Source organism: Streptomyces sp. NPDC059917 (assembly GCF_042730635.1).
Classification (GTDB): Bacteria; Actinomycetota; Actinomycetes; order Streptomycetales; family Streptomycetaceae; genus Streptomyces.
Map to the genome: position 1 here is coordinate 119,247 of NZ_JBHWLC010000001.1, position 14,887 is coordinate 134,133.

At 68.6% G+C, this 14,887-nt stretch carries 18 protein-coding genes and 1 pseudogene; 7 read left to right on the forward strand and 12 right to left on the reverse strand.

Annotated elements, in window-relative coordinates; genetic code table 11:
- Positions 1 to 163 precede the first annotated feature (163 nt).
- Entirely contained in the window at positions 164 to 565 is a 402-nt protein-coding gene (locus ACFWAR_RS00600) for a hypothetical protein (RefSeq protein ID WP_385772060.1), read from the forward strand.
- 11 nt (positions 566 to 576) lie between these two features.
- Here the strand turns inward: ACFWAR_RS00600 and ACFWAR_RS00605 are convergent, their stop codons facing one another.
- Positions 577 to 1,164, reverse strand: a complete 588-nt coding sequence (locus ACFWAR_RS00605; protein ID WP_385772061.1) for a hypothetical protein — start codon at positions 1,162 to 1,164, stop codon at positions 577 to 579.
- 229 nt (positions 1,165 to 1,393) lie between these two features.
- Here ACFWAR_RS00605 and ACFWAR_RS00610 point away from each other — a divergent pair, with 229 nt between their 5' ends.
- On the forward strand, positions 1,394 to 1,783 hold the full coding sequence (locus ACFWAR_RS00610) for a hypothetical protein (protein ID WP_385772062.1): 390 nt from the start codon (positions 1,394 to 1,396) through the stop codon (positions 1,781 to 1,783).
- 371 nt (positions 1,784 to 2,154) lie between these two features.
- Here the strand turns inward: ACFWAR_RS00610 and ACFWAR_RS00615 are convergent, their stop codons facing one another.
- Together ACFWAR_RS00615 and ACFWAR_RS00620 are read right to left on the reverse strand one after the other, a co-directional pair.
- A complete protein-coding gene (locus ACFWAR_RS00615; protein ID WP_385772063.1) occupies positions 2,155 to 2,370 on the reverse strand; it encodes a helix-turn-helix domain-containing protein in 216 nt (71 codons plus the stop codon).
- On the reverse strand, positions 2,370 to 3,002 hold the full coding sequence (locus tag ACFWAR_RS00620; RefSeq protein ID WP_385772064.1) for a tyrosine-type recombinase/integrase: 633 nt from the start codon (positions 3,000 to 3,002) through the stop codon (positions 2,370 to 2,372). The genes ACFWAR_RS00615 and ACFWAR_RS00620 overlap by 1 nt, the downstream gene beginning before the upstream one ends.
- On the opposite strand from ACFWAR_RS00620, the gene ACFWAR_RS00625 reads away from it, so the two are divergent.
- Positions 3,001 to 3,162, forward strand: a complete 162-nt coding sequence (locus ACFWAR_RS00625; RefSeq protein WP_385772065.1) for a hypothetical protein — start codon at positions 3,001 to 3,003, stop codon at positions 3,160 to 3,162. The genes ACFWAR_RS00620 and ACFWAR_RS00625 overlap by 2 nt on opposite strands.
- A gap of 430 nt (positions 3,163 to 3,592) precedes the next feature.
- Here ACFWAR_RS00625 and ACFWAR_RS00630 read toward each other — a convergent pair whose 3' ends face one another.
- The 5 genes and pseudogenes from ACFWAR_RS00630 to ACFWAR_RS00650 all read right to left on the reverse strand — a co-directional run bounded on the left by ACFWAR_RS00630 (position 3,593) and on the right by ACFWAR_RS00650 (position 9,660).
- The gene (locus ACFWAR_RS00630; RefSeq protein WP_385772066.1) at positions 3,593 to 3,874 is read right to left on the reverse strand and encodes a hypothetical protein; all 282 of its coding nucleotides are present in this window, start codon (positions 3,872 to 3,874) and stop codon (positions 3,593 to 3,595) included.
- Between the two features lie 49 nt (positions 3,875 to 3,923).
- A complete protein-coding gene (locus tag ACFWAR_RS00635) occupies positions 3,924 to 4,052 on the reverse strand; it encodes a hypothetical protein (protein WP_385772067.1) in 129 nt (42 codons plus the stop codon).
- A 402-nt stretch (positions 4,053 to 4,454) separates the two neighbouring features.
- A complete protein-coding gene (locus tag ACFWAR_RS00640; RefSeq protein ID WP_385772068.1) occupies positions 4,455 to 4,949 on the reverse strand; it encodes a DUF4265 domain-containing protein in 495 nt (164 codons plus the stop codon).
- Between the two features lie 114 nt (positions 4,950 to 5,063).
- On the reverse strand, positions 5,064 to 6,227 hold the full coding sequence (locus ACFWAR_RS00645) for an ATP-binding protein (RefSeq protein WP_385772069.1): 1,164 nt from the start codon (positions 6,225 to 6,227) through the stop codon (positions 5,064 to 5,066).
- A 296-nt stretch (positions 6,228 to 6,523) separates the two neighbouring features.
- A pseudogene (locus ACFWAR_RS00650) lies at positions 6,524 to 9,660 on the reverse strand (Tn3 family transposase).
- A 218-nt stretch (positions 9,661 to 9,878) separates the two neighbouring features.
- Between ACFWAR_RS00650 and ACFWAR_RS00655 the strand changes: the two are divergent.
- Positions 9,879 to 11,051: a glycosyltransferase gene (locus ACFWAR_RS00655; RefSeq protein ID WP_385772070.1), complete on the forward strand. Its 1,173-nt coding sequence runs from the start codon at positions 9,879 to 9,881 to the stop codon at positions 11,049 to 11,051.
- A gap of 56 nt (positions 11,052 to 11,107) precedes the next feature.
- On the opposite strand, the gene ACFWAR_RS00660 is transcribed toward ACFWAR_RS00655, so the two are convergent.
- The 4 genes from ACFWAR_RS00660 to ACFWAR_RS00675 are packed head-to-tail and all read right to left on the reverse strand — an operon-like array spanning position 11,108 to position 11,916.
- Complete coding sequence (locus tag ACFWAR_RS00660; RefSeq protein WP_385772168.1) at positions 11,108 to 11,341, reverse strand: hypothetical protein; 234 nt, start codon at positions 11,339 to 11,341, stop codon at positions 11,108 to 11,110.
- A gap of 39 nt (positions 11,342 to 11,380) precedes the next feature.
- Positions 11,381 to 11,497 (reverse strand): low molecular weight phosphatase family protein, encoded by a 117-nt coding sequence (locus ACFWAR_RS00665; RefSeq protein WP_385772071.1) that lies wholly within the window; start codon positions 11,495 to 11,497, stop codon positions 11,381 to 11,383.
- Positions 11,494 to 11,619: a hypothetical protein gene (locus ACFWAR_RS00670; protein ID WP_385772072.1), complete on the reverse strand. Its 126-nt coding sequence runs from the start codon at positions 11,617 to 11,619 to the stop codon at positions 11,494 to 11,496. Before ACFWAR_RS00670 ends, ACFWAR_RS00665 begins: the two co-directional genes overlap by 4 nt.
- Positions 11,620 to 11,634: 15 nt before the next feature.
- The gene (locus ACFWAR_RS00675) at positions 11,635 to 11,916 is read right to left on the reverse strand and encodes a DegT/DnrJ/EryC1/StrS family aminotransferase (RefSeq protein ID WP_385772073.1); all 282 of its coding nucleotides are present in this window, start codon (positions 11,914 to 11,916) and stop codon (positions 11,635 to 11,637) included.
- 95 nt (positions 11,917 to 12,011) lie between these two features.
- Between ACFWAR_RS00675 and ACFWAR_RS00680 the strand changes: the two genes are divergently transcribed.
- From ACFWAR_RS00680 to ACFWAR_RS00690, 3 genes are all read left to right on the forward strand, one after another.
- Entirely contained in the window at positions 12,012 to 12,614 is a 603-nt protein-coding gene (locus ACFWAR_RS00680; RefSeq protein WP_385772074.1) for a transposase, read from the forward strand.
- A 93-nt stretch (positions 12,615 to 12,707) separates the two neighbouring features.
- A complete protein-coding gene (locus ACFWAR_RS00685; RefSeq protein ID WP_385772075.1) occupies positions 12,708 to 13,289 on the forward strand; it encodes an SMI1/KNR4 family protein in 582 nt (193 codons plus the stop codon).
- A 791-nt stretch (positions 13,290 to 14,080) separates the two neighbouring features.
- A complete protein-coding gene (locus ACFWAR_RS00690; RefSeq protein WP_385772076.1) occupies positions 14,081 to 14,872 on the forward strand; it encodes an integrase core domain-containing protein in 792 nt (263 codons plus the stop codon).
- The last annotated feature ends 15 nt before the right edge of the window (positions 14,873 to 14,887 follow it).

Below are 14,887 nucleotides of genomic sequence, written 5' to 3' on the forward strand. Positions count from 1 at the left end.
CAGGGATTCAGGGACGCCTACGGGCCGCGGGGACCGGACGTGATCCAGTCCTCGCGGCCGGCCTTCACCGGCCTAGGGACTGGTAGGCCCGCATGTTCAGGAGTCGCGTATTCGCCATAGCCGTCGGCCGATCGTCACCCTGTGTCGGCGCTCTGCGGCATGCATGATGATCGATGTGAACACCGAGATACTGATAGACGTCTGGCAGCGGCTTCTCGCCGACCCTCGCAAGTCGTGGGTGCTGTTCGAGCATGGCACTTGTGTCGTGCTGACCGCTCCGGACGGGGAGCTTGCTGAACAGGCAACCGACCTCCTGAAGAAGTTCGGCCCGGCGCATGCCGGATCTTCGGCAGGAGACTTTGGGGTGATCGACCTCACGGACGTCGAGGGCTGGGTCGTCACGGGGCATCACAACGACGTCCTTACCTATGTCGGCCTCGATGAGCCTCAGGATCAGTCGCAGATCACTGTCGGGCTGTTCGGACGTTCCAAGCGCCACCGGGACGGCACCGAGCTTCACGTCGTCCACGTTGAGGACAAGCGAGGTTCAGCGACCCCAGCGTAAGCAGCCGCCCTTCACCGCTGGTGGTCGCCTGGGGCGTATCGGCTCCAGGTCCCGCCGGCTTCGGTGACCGGGCGGGTGGCAGTCTTGTCGTGATAGCCGAGTGCCTTCGCGATGACGGGGGCAGGGGCTTGGAGGACGAGCTGATGCATCGCGGAGGTCCTGCCGCGCTGCGGAGGGACGCCGATCTCACGCAGATGGACTTGGAGGCTGACCGGGTTCATGGGCTGTCCGGGCTGGCGGCCGGGGAAGAGCCACTGTGAGCTCCTGCTGCTGGCGTAGGGCAGGTGTTCCCGGGACTGGATGTAGGTCCGCATCAGGTCGGCGACGGGCTGCGGCAGCGGGGACGGCGGGTCTCCCAGCCGGATGGTGACGGTGGTCTTGCCGTCGGTGACGTCGTCGATGGTGAGGCGGTCGATGCGGCTGACGGGTTGCGCGTAGAGGAGAACGAGGGCGGCGGCGACTCGGGCCCGCAGGGGCAAGGAGTCGTCGTTGAGGACTCGGCGGAGGATCGCGAGCCGACGGTGCTGGTGCAGCGGTTCCGAGTCCTGGGTGATGACCGCGGGCGGCAGCGTGAGGCGGGGCATCTTGCCGGTCTTCATGCACCACCGGAGGAACGACTGGGACGGGCGGCGGGTGGCCAGGCTCTCGGTGTGTCAGGCGTCGATGTCGGCCTGCTGGCACTGTCCGATTGCACGTCCTCGGCTGGCGAGCCATGTGAGGAAGGCGCCGGCTTGGGTGTTCCTGCTTGGTGTGGTTGGTCTGGGAGCGTCCCAGTGGTCCCTTCTCCGTCTTCGTCCGCAGGCGCCGCATCTGGTGCCAGGTGGCGAAGTGGCGGAGGAGCTGATGGTGTTCGGGGTCTTCGATGGCGGCGAGCCGTTCGGTCAGCCAGCGCTGGTAGAGCAGGAGCTGCCGGTCGACCCGCGGGAGGACACCGCTGTCCATCAGCAGGTCAAGCAGATGCGTGACGGTTCGCCAGGGGGTTTCCTGGTGCAGCCCGTCATGGGAGAGCGGGATTTTGCCCGTGGCCAGGCCCTGGAGAAGTTGAACGACGTTGGGGTTGCGCAGCCAGATGAGTCGGCTCTTGGGCCGGTCCATCTCCAGCAGGATCTTGACCAGCGGCAGCAACTCCGGGGTGACACGGCCAATGCCGTCGTCGAGGAGGTGGGCGAGCGTGTCGGCGAGGGTGCAGTGTTCGCAGAGGCGCCCGCCAAGCAGTAGCCCCTCGAAGCCGCAGCGGTCGCAGAAGAAGTCGCGGACGATGCCCGCGCAGTCGCGGCAGATCGGTTCGCCGTCGGTGTCCCGTCCGGGCAGCAGCCGGTCCGTGTCGCAGCAGGGGCAGCGGCCACGGACTCGCATCGCACGGTCGTAGCAGGTTCGGCAGATCGGGCCGTCCGACCACTCGGCGGACTTCGAGGCGCGCCGGCCGCAGCGGGCGCAGTCGCGGATCATCCACCGCTCGTACTCCTCGGGCGTCACCACTCACCCCTCGGGCGTCAGCCGGACCCGTGTGGGTCGGCGAGCAGCCAGATTGATCGGCGGCTCTTCGCCGGCGGCGCGGCGGGCCGGGAGGTTCTGGGCCGAGGTGGCGATCAGGTCGGTAGGCGTGCGTCGAGGATGTCGCAGAGCGTGGCCAGCACCGGCAGGGACAACCGTTCCGGGGTGCCGGAGACCAGACGGTGGACCTGGGAGGAGGACAGCGTGATGCCGCGTTCGGTCAAGTGCGGCATCAGTTCGGCAACGGTGAACATGCCGCGGGCGGCCATCAGCTCGCGCAGGCGCCACCGGTAGCTGATCTGGCGTGCCATCAAGAGGTCCTTCCCTGCCGCAGAGCGGCCTCGATGGTGGCGTCCAGGACACGTCGCAGGGAGCGGGTGCGGAAGTCGGAGGAGACGCAGGTGTAGATCGCGGTGGTGGAGGCGTGGTCGTGACCAACCTGTTGCTGGACGAACAGCGGGTCGTGGCCGTCCTCGATCAGATGGGTGATGTAGGACCTGCGCAGCGAGTGGAACTCCAGCGCAGGGTCCAGGCCGACGGCGTCCCGGTAGCTGGCGAAGCGGGAGTCCAGGCGTTGAAGACCGACCCGCGGGCCTCGTTCGGATGGCCACAGGGCCCGGCTGGTCGAATGCCGCATCCCGGGACGCACCTCGCTGATCCATTCCTCGATCGTGTGGGGCGTCCAGTGCCAGACGGTCAGCACGCTTCGGCGCTTGGGCGGCGACCCCTTCTTGGCCTTGCCGTAGCGGACCAACAGGGTGCCGTACTCGCCGAACTCCCGGCCCTCCGGATTGCGTCCGAAGTCGGTGAGATCCAGCATCCGGGTCTCGTTGCGTCGCAGGCCGTAGGCGTACGCGACCTTGGACAAGGCGGCATCCCGGAAGGCCGGCAGCCAGCCCTTGCGGCCCTTGCCGCGAACGCGCAGGACCTTCTTCGTCGGCATGATCGAAGAACGCCTCCAGTTCGGGTTTGGTGAAGGCTCGGCGTTCAGGCTCGCCCTCGGCTTCGTCGACGTGCTGCGGCGTCCACTGCCACGGCATCGCATCGGCGTGCCGGGTGAACGCCCGAACTGTGCGTTCCTGGTCACTGACGTATCCCGGTGAGAGATTCCGGGCGAGCTGCTGGTTGCGCCAGCCCTTGATCATGGCCTCGAAGACTTGCTCGTCCGGCCGCAGCAGCGGCAGACCGTCGATCAGGTGCAGCCGAGCAGACCCTGGAGCAAGACCGTCCCCACCCATCCGCCATCACTCTCCGTCTATCGCATCTGACGCGAGAATTTCGCATCAGATGCGACTCGGAGGCGTCTTCGCAGTTCAATCGCTCGATGGAGTGAGATCCACGGGTGTCCGCCGAGGAGACCGCTACCGTGGTTCTGAGGTCAGCGTCCCTGGTGGAACCGCTTCCAGACGGTCCCGGGCCAACCTCCGGGATGTGGCCTATTCGCATCCGATGCAATTGGCGTCGGTAGGAACAGCGGTACAGCGGTTAACGCTAAGCCGATGATCAAGGGGTCGGTGCAGGTCGGGAGCGGGTCTACCTCAGTTCGGCGTTCGGGTGGGGCTGGGCCTGGAGCCGTTCGCGTAGCTCAATCTCCTCGGCGCTGAGTGGCTCTCCCGGCCGGCGCAGGCGGACGGGCTTGGGCCGCATTGGCACGCCGTCGTCCGGCGCGGCGGCCTCGGCTTCCGCGAGGGCCCGGTACAACGAGGCGACCGGCGGGGACTTGCCCGTGTTCTTCCCCACCTTGATGGTCAGCTTCTTGGCAATCTCGGGGACAGGGACGCCCTTGTCCTTCAAGGCGATGGCGAAGGTGAGCATGTCCTCGTCGATGACTTTCGGGCGCCCGGACCTTGATGCGGGTGCTGATCTACTCCTTGAAGACCTTGTGGCACTCCGCCCGGTGGAGGGCTTCGAGCTGGCTCGCCAGTTCCTGCCGCGCGGTCGACGTCCTCGCGTACCCGATGCGGACCGGGCGCTCGGTTCGGGGCGCGGGCACGACAGCGAGCGCCGGGCCCTGCTTCCACGCGCGGCCGGGGTGGCGGTCGGCGGGGACGAGGGCGAAGCGGGGGGTGTGGTACTTCGCGGCGGTCTCTCCGCCGCGAGTGCGGCAGGCTGAGCCGGCGGGCGCGTCACAGTTCGGGCAGTTGTGACGTTCTACCGCCAATACTGCCCGATCGGGCGTGAGATCCATGCGGGCAGCCTCTCAGAAGTGCCTCGCACAACATGCAGGTTTCGAGAGGACTTTTGCGAACACTGACATGCGGAAACGTGATCACTCCGGCGGCTCTCGCAGAACTCTCACAGATGAACATTTGTGAGAGTGGTCCCAAGTGCACACGCGCGGGTGGATGGCACCGCTTCTGATGTCCTTTCGCACGCTTCGTTGTCGCTGTGCTCACTAGTCCTCCGTGTCTGCACTGGCTTCCCAAGCGGCAGTGACACATCCCTCCTCCCAGTGCCACCAACCCTTCGCCTCGCCGTGTTCGAGCAGCTTGCGAATCCGCTGAATGTCCGCTTCCGGCGGGACGTCGAGCGCGACCATCCGAAACTGCTCGATGCCCTCGCCGGTGGTGCCGAGCCGGTGGAAGGTCTCCAGCACGGTCTGCCGGGCCGCCTCAGAGCCACCGTCCTTCAGCACGATCAACCGGACGGTGCAGTTCTCGGAGGGGTGAACGGTCTCCCCCGCCCAGCGCAAGCCGTCGTCGTCAACGTCCACGCGGATGACATCGCCGCTCGCGATGCCGCGGACGAACCATGGGGTGTTGTCGAGGCGCACTGTTCCGTCGCCGAGGTCCACTGCCCAGAGGCTCTCGACGCTTGCGGGCGGCCAGCCGTCCTCGTCAATCTCCATCCGGAAGTGGACCTTCACATGGGCGTCGCTGATGTTCGTCACCGCGCCATCATCCGCGCGGCCCGGAGGGGACCGACCCGCGGGGCCGTCGCGCGTCTGCGCTCCGACGCCCTGCCGGTCCCGGTCTTCTGGACCGGCAGGGTAGTTCGTTGTCGGTCAGTCCCGGCGGGCACCCTGCACGATCCGGTCGATGACGGCTGCGGCCCGCTCCGGGTCTTCCTTCAGCCACCTGCCGAGGTGGTCTTGGACGGCCTGTTCGACACAGTCGCGTACTTCGGCGTTGCCCAGCACGCCGCGCGTGGACCCCTCGAACTCGGGACGGTCCAGCTTCACCGACACGACCGCCGTCAGGCCCTCGCCGATCCGATCGGCGCCAAAGTCGGGGTCCGTAGCTGTCAGCAGCCCCTGCTCCCGCGCGTACGCGGTGACCGCGGCTGTCATCCCGTTGCGAAAGCCCACCGCGTGCGTGCCGTTGGTGGTGGGCCGGCTGTTGGCGAAGCTCCGGACCCGCTCCTCAGGACAGTTGCACCACCGGAAGGCCACCTCCATCACCCCCGCCATCCGAGGGTCCTCGTGCTCGAAAGCGATGGTGTCCATGGGGGCGGACACCGCCGTGTGCCCGTCGAGGAAGGCGACGAAGTCCCGCGTCCCTCGCGGGAACCGGAGCCGCACCGAACGGGACTCATCCGGGCGGCGCAGGTCGGTAAGGGAGATCTCCAGGCCCTTGTTCAGGAAGGCCAGTTCTCTGAATCGCTCTTCCAGCCCGTCGAACGAGAACTCCGCGGCTCCAAAGATGTCGGCGTCGGGCCAGAAGGCAATCGTGGTCCCGCTTTCGGTCGCCGTCCCGGCCTCGGTGAGCGGGGTGGCGGCCACGCCGCGCACGTACTCCTGGACCCATCGGACTCCCTCGCGTCGCACCTCGGCCGTCATCCGTTGCGACAAGGCATTGACGACGGCGGGCCCGACACCGCAGGAGCTGAGCGTTATGTCGTGGCGGCCTGCGGCTCCCGTCCCGGCCTGCATTTGGGTGAGCAGGGCTTTGAGCCCGGGACCGCCGGCGGTCCCCGTCTCGTCGATGGGAATGCCCGGCCCGTCGTCGGCGACATACACGCCGCCGTCGGGCGTGAGGGTGACGTCGACGGAGGCGGCACGGCCGTCCAGAACCTCGTTCACCGCCCGGTCCGCGACCTCGAACACCATGTGTCGCAGGCCGCGTTCACTTGTCGAGCCGATGTACATTCCGGGCCGCTTTCGAACGGCTTCCCACCCCTCCAATACCTGGATGTTGCTGGCGTCGTAACTGGTGGATTCCTCGCTCACAGTGTCCCCTCCGATGGTGTCCAGCAGAACTCCCCAGGCTAGGCGAATCCCAGGAAAACACCAGGTCAGAGCCATCTATCCGATGTCACGGGCGGGCTTAAGAGCGACTGTCCGGAGGTAGTCGGCCCAGGGGCCGCAGATCATCGCCGGAGTGCGGCCGCGGCGCCATCGAGAGCGTGAGCGGCACCCTTTCCAGCGGCCCCGAGGCCCCAGTTTCGACTCCGGCAAGGTCCTCCCCTGTCCAGCACCTATCCCGGGCCAACAGTCCGGCTCCCGGGGAGAGGCCGAGGTCCCGTCTACTCTTCGTCGTCCTCATCCAGCCCGAGCCCGGCCGCGTCCGGGTCGCGCAGCGGGCGCAGGGCGCCGGCGGCCGGGGTGGAGGCGGGTGAAGCTGTAGCGGCCGAGCACGTTGAGGTTCGCGTGCTTGAGCGGGGAAAGGCGGGCGATGCTCCTCGTCCCGGATCTCGTGGCCCTCAACGCGGAGCTGGGCGACGGCGGCGTCGATGCATTTCGTCGTCCCAAACACGATGGCGTTGAGGACCAGGCCGAGCGCGCCGAGCTGGTCCTCCATCCCGTCGCGGTACGCCTGGTGGATGGTGCCGCGCTTGCCGTGGCACACGTCGCGGGCAGGCTTGTGGCGGGACTCCTGCACGGTGAGCTGGCGGTTCATCTGCCGGCGGTAGGTGTCGTCGACCGGGTCGACCATCTGCATCAGGTGCTCGGTCTTGCCGATGCGCCCGTACTCCGCGAACGCCTGCCCCAGCGGTGTGGGGTGGCCATATCGGCCGAACATCCGCAGCAGGTCGTAGGCGCGGACCTGGTTGGTGACCAAGGAACCCGCGACCCGGAGCATGTCCGGCCACCACGTCTCGATCTTCTTCAGGTTGACCCGGTTCGGCGCGAGCGGCTCCAGCACCCCGTACGTCCCCGTCTCCACACCAGGCATCGTGGCCCGCCAGAACCGCTGGTCGTCAAGGTCTTTGAAGCGGGGGCTGAAGTTGTATCCCAGAATCTTGAAGATCCCGAACACGATGTCGGAGTACGAGGCGTTGTCGGTGGCCACCATCTCCGGCTTCACCCCGCCGTCGAGGTTCAGCAGGGCGTCCAGGATGTGCAGGGAGTCGCGCGGGGTGCCCGGAACGACCATCTGCCCGATGCCCGCGACCTGGTCGTTGACGGCGTTGAGCCAGGTGATGCCCCGCTTGAACCCGAAGTACTTCGGCGAGAGCGCGGCGCTGATCGTGCGGACCGGGACCACGAACCGCGGCCCGTCCACAGAGGCCAGCAGCCCGTCGCCCCAGTACGCCACGATCGGCACCTCGGACTGCGCCTTGATGAGCATCGCGTTCGCCGCGGCGATCGTGTCGGCGCGCAGGTAGAACTGGTCGACGTGGACCAGGCGGGAGCGGGTGAGGGCCTCGTGGCCGGGGTTGGTGACCGGGGTCATGCCGATGTTGCACGCCTCCGAGACCAGCAGCGCAACCAGCGAGGTGGTCAGGTCCTTCATGCGGGTGGTGCCGTCGCCCAAGTGCACGCAGGCGTCGAGAAACCCGGTCCAGGAGCGGACGTCGAAGAGCAGGCCCGGCAGGTCGATCTTCGGGAGCATCTTCTCGACCCGCTTACGCGGCCAGGCCAGTGACTTCGGCTCGCCCAGCGCGCCGAACTTCTCCACGTTCAGCTTCACCCGGCCGTCTCGCTGGACATCGAGCGACACCTTCGCGTCCTCGCCCGCCGACTCCAGGCGCTCCGCCATCTGCTTCCAGCCCGCGTCCAGGGCCCGCACCAGCTCCGCCAAGTGCTCGGTGACGGGCATGTCCAGGCTCAGCCCGGCCAGCACGTCCTCGCGCACCGCCTCCCACGCCGGCCCGTCCAGCAGCCGGGCGCGCGGGTCGGACCAGCGGTGCGAGGGGGAGGCGAACACGTCCCGGCGCTGGAGGGCGCGGTGCAACTGCTCCAGCACGCACACCACGTACGCGTCCCGGTCCACCGACCCCTGCGGCAGGTCGGCGTTCGCGTAGACCGCCTTACGCCAGGCAGCCGGCACCAGCTCGTCGTCGACCTCGCGCGGCAGGAGCGGCTTGTCCTTGACCCGTCGGCGAGCCAGCGCGGGCAGCCGCCGCACCCCGGACAGCACCCGCGTACCGCCTGTCGCCGCGTCCAGCGCCTTCGACTCGCCCAGCAGTGCGAGGAACGGGCGCACCGTGTTGTAGCGGGTGGTCAGGGCCGCCCGCATCGCGACGTTGGCCGAATCCTCGTCCTCGGGCACCAGCGACACCACCAGCGCGGCCGTGGTCATCACCGCTTCCCGGGGTGCGACCTCCTCGACCGCCGCCCACAGCGCCGCCGTATCCAGGTCCGCGCCGTGCTCCTCGACCAGCTCCAGCTCCTCGAACAGCACCTTCGCCGCCCGCGCGAGCGTCCGTGACGCCTTCTCCAGCTGCGGCAGCGTCGACAGGCGCTCCTTCTCCGTGGCCCGCTTCGCCGTGCTGATCAGCCGGGTCGCCATCAGGACCTGGAAGAGGAGGTCCAGGGCCTCGTCGATGGCCTTCGCCGCCAGGTGGCGCATCACCGCGGTGAGCATCGCGGTCCGCCTGGGCTCCTCGGCGCGCTCCAGGCTCGCCGCCTTCGACCCCAGCCCCTAGCGGGCCAGCGCGGCCAGCCGGTTCGGCGGGACCTGCGACAGCCGCACCCGGCCCAGCCCGAACGCGCCGATCTCGTCGACCCGCTCCGGCGAGCGGGCGAACGCCGTGCCCGTCGTACGTGTCGGCGGCCGGCGCAACCGCTCCAGCTCCGAGAACCGCGCGCCCTCCGGCGTCACCAGCATGGCCACCAGGTCCCCGGGCAGCGCCGCATCCGCCCAGTGCGCGGCCCTGGCGACCGTGGTGTGCCGCCGCTTCTCCGCGACCGCCCGGACCTCCGACACCTTCCGGGCCAGCACCGACACCCCCGGCAGCAGCACCCGGTGCCGGCGCAGCCAGCCCACGGCCTGGTTGAACAGCGCCACCGGCCTCTCGGCGTGCGTCCATGCCCGCCCGTGCAGGAACGTACGGAACTTCCGCCCCCACTCCGCATCGTCGTACTCGTGGTACTCGTACACGTCCCGGATCTCTCACCCGTGCTCGTACGCCGTCGGCTTACGCTCGGTGTACTGCATCACGCACGAGACGTCCTCGATGCCAAGCTGCTCCCCGAGGTACTCCACCACCACCCACGCAACGTCCAGCGGGTTGTCCGGGAGGAAGCGGCCGATGTAGCGCACGGTGCACATCTGAAGAGCGAACCCGAGCCGGTTGTGATCACCGCGCCGCTTCGCGATCAGCTTGCGGTCCTCGTCGTCGAGGAAGAAGAACCGCTCCAGCTCCGGCCGGGTCGGCTCCTCGTTGAACTTCCCGTACGAAGCCGCCTGCTCATCAGTCAGAAACTCCACCGGCATGGACCTGACGCTAACGACGCCCGCAGCCGCCCAACGATCTTCCACCGAACCCCGGCGCCAGACCGATCGCTGTGCTAGCAGCCCATGATCACCGGCTTAGCGTTGACGGCTGTACCGCTGTTCCCCGAGGCCGTTCACCAGCCCGGAGTATCAGGGGCCTCGTCCCCATCTGTTCGTGCTCGTCCCGGTCGGCTGCACTCGCCAGTAGGGTTACTCAGGTGGACATCTCCTCGCTCTCGCGTCCCTTCCGGCTGCTGGTGACGGGCGGAGGGACTGGCGGTCACACCTACCCCGCCCTGACCGCGGTCCGTGCTCTGCAAGCTCGTCTCGCGGCAGCGGGCGGGACCCTCGACGTCCTGTGGATCGGTACGGAGAGCGGTCTGGAGGCGCGCGTCGCTCCGGCCGAGGGCATCGCGTTCAAGACGGTGGCCACCGGGAAGATCCGCCGCTCCTCGAACCCGCTCAAGATGCTGTCCGCCGCGAACATGAAGGACATGGCCAGGGTGCCGCTCGGCGTCGCTCAGGCCCGGGCGATCATGTCCGCTTTCCAGCCGGACGTTGTCCTGGCGACGGGCGGGTACGTAGCGGTCCCGGCCGGGCTCGCCGCGCGGTTGTGCCGTCGCCCGCTGGTTCTGCACGAGCAGACCGTCCGGCTCGGCCTGGCGAACAGGAAGCTCGCCAGTTCGGCAACGCGGATCGCGGTGTCCTCCGAGTCCTCGCTGCCCCTGCTCCCCGCCGAGGTGCGCGAGCGCGCCGTCGTCACCGGGAACCCGGTGCGACCGGAAGTACTCGTCGGCCACCCGGACAAGGCGGTCGAGGCCCTGGCGCTCTACGGGTTCGACCGTCGACTGCCCACCGTGTACGTGACCGGCGGTGCGCAGGGTGCGCAGCAGATCAACGGCGCCGTCCGGGAGGTGCTGCCCTGGCTGCTGACCCATGCCAACGTGATCCACCAGTGCGGTCCGGCGAACGTCGACGAACTCCGCCGTGCCGCTGCGGATCTGGACCCGGTGTTGGCGGGCCGGTACCACCTGACGGGTTTCGTGGGGTCGGAGCTGCCGGACGTGCTGGCGCTGGCTGATGTGGTGCTGTCGCGGAGCGGGGCGGGGACGCTGGCGGAGTTGACCGCGTTGGGCAAGCCCGCGGTGTTCGTCCCCTTGGCGACGTCGGCGGGGAACGAGCAGGCGCACAACGCGACGCACTTGGCCGATGCGGGGGCCGCGGTCGCGCTGCTGGGCGAGGTCACGGCTCAAGGTCTGCAGAATGCGGTGGGCCCGCTCCTGACCGATCCCGCCCGGCGGGCGGCGATGGCGGGACGGGCCCGTGCGTACGGGAGGCCGGATGCCGCGGAGCGGTTGGTGGACGTCCTGCTGTCCGCCGCGAGCGGCTGATCTCCCTTCTGGCCGCTATTTCAGGTGCAGGCGGGCCGCGGTCTCCACGAGGTCGATCACCTCGGTGAAGGCCTACGGCTCCCTCCCGTACGGGTCGGGGACGTCCCGGCCGCCCAGGTACAAGCCGATCTTGTGGCGTGCCGGGCCGCGGGGGCGAGTGCGTGCAGGGCGGTGAGGTTGGTGGCGTCCATGGCCAGCACGAGGTCGGCCCAGTCGATGAGGCTGTCGGTGACCTGGGTGGCCCGGTGGGCGCTGAGGTCGTAGCCGCGCGCCGCCGCGGCCGCCACCATCACCGGGTGCGCGGGCTCGCCTTGCCACCGGTCGCGGATTCAGGCCGAGCGGACTTCGACGGCCGCCCCGCCGTGGCGGGCGAGGATGACGGCGGCCAGGGGTGAGCGGCAGATGTTGCCGAGGCAGACGGTGAGGATGCGCCGGGGCCGAGTCACCGGTCGGCCTTGGCTTCGGCAACGGCGCTGGCGAGTTCGGCGGCCACGCGGCGGACGTCGGCGTCGGTAAGGTGCTGGTGGAAGGGGAGGGTGAGGAGTTTTCGACCCACGCTCTCGGTCACGGGGAGAGTGCGGGTCTAGGGGGCGAAGGCGGGCTGCAGGTGGTTGGGCGGGTAGTGGGTGCCCACTCCGATGCCGCGCTCGCGCAGGGTGCGGAAGATGCGGTCGCGGTCGCGGGCGGCGACGAGCACGACGCACAGGTGCGGCACCGAGCGCTCGACGTCGACGTCGACGAGGGTCACCCCGTCGAGACCCTCCAAGGCGGCAGCGTAGGACCGCCACAGTGCCTGGCCCGCGCCGCGAGCCTCGACGAACTCCTGGCGAAGGCCACCGGACGGCTGTCCCTGCTGGACGAGCACAAGCCCCACCTCCACGCCCGCTGGCTGGAGGGCTGTCACGACATTCCCCATCTCCACCGGGAACTGCGCGAGCACGGATTCACCGGGAGTGTCCAGTGCCTCCGCCGCTATTTCCGCGCCTTCAGACCTCCCCGCCAACCAGGACGGAAGTAGCAACCGGTGTCCCGGCCGCAGCCCAGGACCGCCCGAAGCCTCGACGCGTCGTCCGCTGGATCATGACGAACCCTCAACACCTCGCGGCCGCCGACGCCGCGGAACTGAAGGAGATTCGTATGGCCTGTCCTCACCTCGACGCTGCCGCACGGCACGTCCACGACTTCGCTGAGATGCTCCACCACCTCCGCGGAGACCAACTTCCCGACTGGATGGAGCGAGTCCTTGCCGACGACCTACCAGCCCTCCACTCGCTGGTCAGCGGCCTGCGGCGCGACTTCGACGCCGTCACCGCGGGACTCTCCACGCCATGCAGCTTCGGACAGATTGAGGGCCACGTCACCCGCGTCAAGCTCATCAAGCGCAATGGCCTACGGCCGAGCCAACCTCGACCTCCTACGCCAACGCGTACTCCTGGGCCCATGACCCTGCGACATCACAAGATCCCCGACAGAGTCGAGAAACGTGAACGCTCGCATGCAGCCGCCCGATCCTCAGCTCGATCCCCGGAAGCAGGACGTCCGACAGCTCACGGAACCCCATAGAGAAGTTGTGCCGCGACGAAGCGATCCGGCATGCCGCCTTGTCGGAATCACGGCCCGAGGAACTGATCCAGGTGACCACTCCCCCTTTCGACCGTGGCCGAACTGGCCCAGCTATCTTCGTCATCGTTGGTCAACGCGACGTTTGAGCGAGGTGGGTATGTGTCAGACCTTGAGGAGTTGAAGCGCCTGTTGGGAGAGCCTGCGCCAAGGCCGCACTCGCCGAGCGACTGGGCTCAGGTTGAAAACCACCTCGGCTCGTCGCTGCCGAGCGACTACAAGGCCTTCATGGACGCCTACGGCAGCGGCATCATCTCCGAAGAGCTCATGGTCTTCCACCCCCAAGGCTCGACTCCGCTCCTGCCACGCATGCGTGAGATGCACGAGCGCATCAGCCGGTCCCGCGAGCGGCGCCCCGACGACTTTCCTTATCCGTTCCACCCTGAGGAAAACGGTCTCATCTACTGGGGGTACGACTTCGGCGGGGATGACCACTTCTTCATGCCGTGCAGCCCTGATCCGAACCGATGGAAGGTCGTCACAGCGGTGCATGGATCCAGCTGCGTGACTTTCGACGGCTCGTTCACCGCGTTCGTCCTGAACTTCGTTATGAATCTTCAGTTCATGGACGAAACGGGCAACATCGGACCCGCAACCCCCAGCTTCGAGTCCGCCTGACCCGGCGCCCACGTCCATGAGCGGCAAAGGTCGTAGTCATCACGGAAGCGCGGTCACAGCCCTGGAAACGACCAGGGCTACTCCTCGCCCCACTCGGTCCGTTCCTCAAGCGAGTGGGGAAGCACGGCGAGCGCCAAGCCGTCGGCGTGCCGGGGCCGCCCGACCGTTCAGTGTCCGGGCGACGCCGGCCCGTCAAGGGCGCCTTCGGCGCCGCTCGCGCGATGCGCTCCGCGCACCCTGGACCGGCCACCGAGGCCCTGGTGCTGGCTGGCTATCGGGCGGCCCCTCCCGCGTGGCGCCCGTCCGCAGGTCAGCGCGGGTCTGCCTGGGGAATCAAGCCGAGCAACTCTGCGGGCAGCCCGAGCGCCGGGTGGGGAGATTCAGATATCGCCATCAGCGAGGAGCTGCGGGCCTTGGAGGTCGTTGGCGAAGGCCTTCCGCTTGGCGGTATCCCAGAGGTCGGCGCCGGAGCGCCAGGCGTTGGCGAGGGGGACGATGTCGACCTTGCTGGCTGGCTGGCTGCCTCCCTACCACGCCCGTCTCTACAGCGGAGGGTGGGGCGGCGATGGGGTGATGCCCGGTGGCAACCGAGGCGGGGGTGGTGGTGAGGAGGGGCGTTGCGGGGAGGGCGAGCGCGGGCAGAGCGCGCATCATCACGGTCTTGATCACACGGATGGTCTAGGTGTGTTGTCCGGGGACGTTGGTGACACGCGTGCTGGGTCCTTGAAATGCGTGAGGGCCTCCGGGGTCGGTGTGGATTGCGACATCTACACAGATCCGAGGAGGCCCTCGTGATCCACCGTAATGCCCCGCTGATCGAGACCGGACGACTGCGCCCGGCCCGCTGTGTCGTGGACGACGGCTGGCCCGTGCGCCGGGCCGCGGAACGTTTCCAGGTCAGCCACACCACCGCGGCCCGCTGGGCCACCCGCTACCGCACTCTGGGCGTCGCCGGAATGAGTGACCGGAGCAGCCGCCCCCACCACCAGCCCGCCCGGACGCCGACGGCGGTGGAGGAACAGGTCCTGCGCCTGCGGCGCGAGCACCGCATCGGTCCGCTGCGGCTGGCGGCCCGGTGCGGGATCGCCGCCTCGACCGCCCACCGCATCCTGGCCCGTCACGGCCTGCCACCACTCGCGGCCCTGGACCGAGCCACCGGCGAACCCATCCGCCGCTACGAACGCTCCCGGCCGGGCGAACTGATCCACATCGACGTCAAGAAACTCGGCCGGATTCCCGATGGCGGCGGCCACAAGACCCTCGGCCGGGCCGAAGGCCGGCGCAACAAGACCGGCAGCGGCTGGGCCTACAGCAAGAACACCTGGCGCGACACCTGCCGTGACCTGGGCATCAGCCCGCGATGGACCCAGCCCTGGCGGCCGCAGACCAATGGCAAGGTCGAACGCTTCCACCGCACCCTGCTCGAGGAATGGGCCTACCAACAGCCCTACACCTCAGACCGGCAATGCCAGGAAGCCTTCACCGACTGGATCGACTGGTACAACTACCACCGACCCCACACCGGCATCAGTGGCCAGACACCCGCCAGCCGCGTCACCAACCTCCCCGGACAACACATCTAGGCGTTTCCTTCGGAT

Coding starts and splice junctions, on each gene's coding strand:
- ACFWAR_RS00600 (WP_385772060.1), top strand. CDS start 164: ATGATGATCGATGTGAACACCGAGATACTGATAGACGTCTGGCAGCGG.
- ACFWAR_RS00605 (WP_385772061.1), bottom strand. CDS start 1,164: ATGAAGACCGGCAAGATGCCCCGCCTCACGCTGCCGCCCGCGGTCATC.
- ACFWAR_RS00615 (WP_385772063.1), bottom strand. CDS start 2,370: ATGGCACGCCAGATCAGCTACCGGTGGCGCCTGCGCGAGCTGATGGCC.
- ACFWAR_RS00625 (WP_385772065.1), top strand. CDS start 3,001: ATGATCGAAGAACGCCTCCAGTTCGGGTTTGGTGAAGGCTCGGCGTTC.
- ACFWAR_RS00620 (WP_385772064.1), bottom strand. CDS start 3,002: ATGCCGACGAAGAAGGTCCTGCGCGTTCGCGGCAAGGGCCGCAAGGGC.
- ACFWAR_RS00630 (WP_385772066.1), bottom strand. CDS start 3,874: ATGCTCACCTTCGCCATCGCCTTGAAGGACAAGGGCGTCCCTGTCCCC.
- ACFWAR_RS00660 (WP_385772168.1), bottom strand. CDS start 11,341: ATGGTGGCGGCCGCGGCGGCGCGCGGCTACGACCTCAGCGCCCACCGG.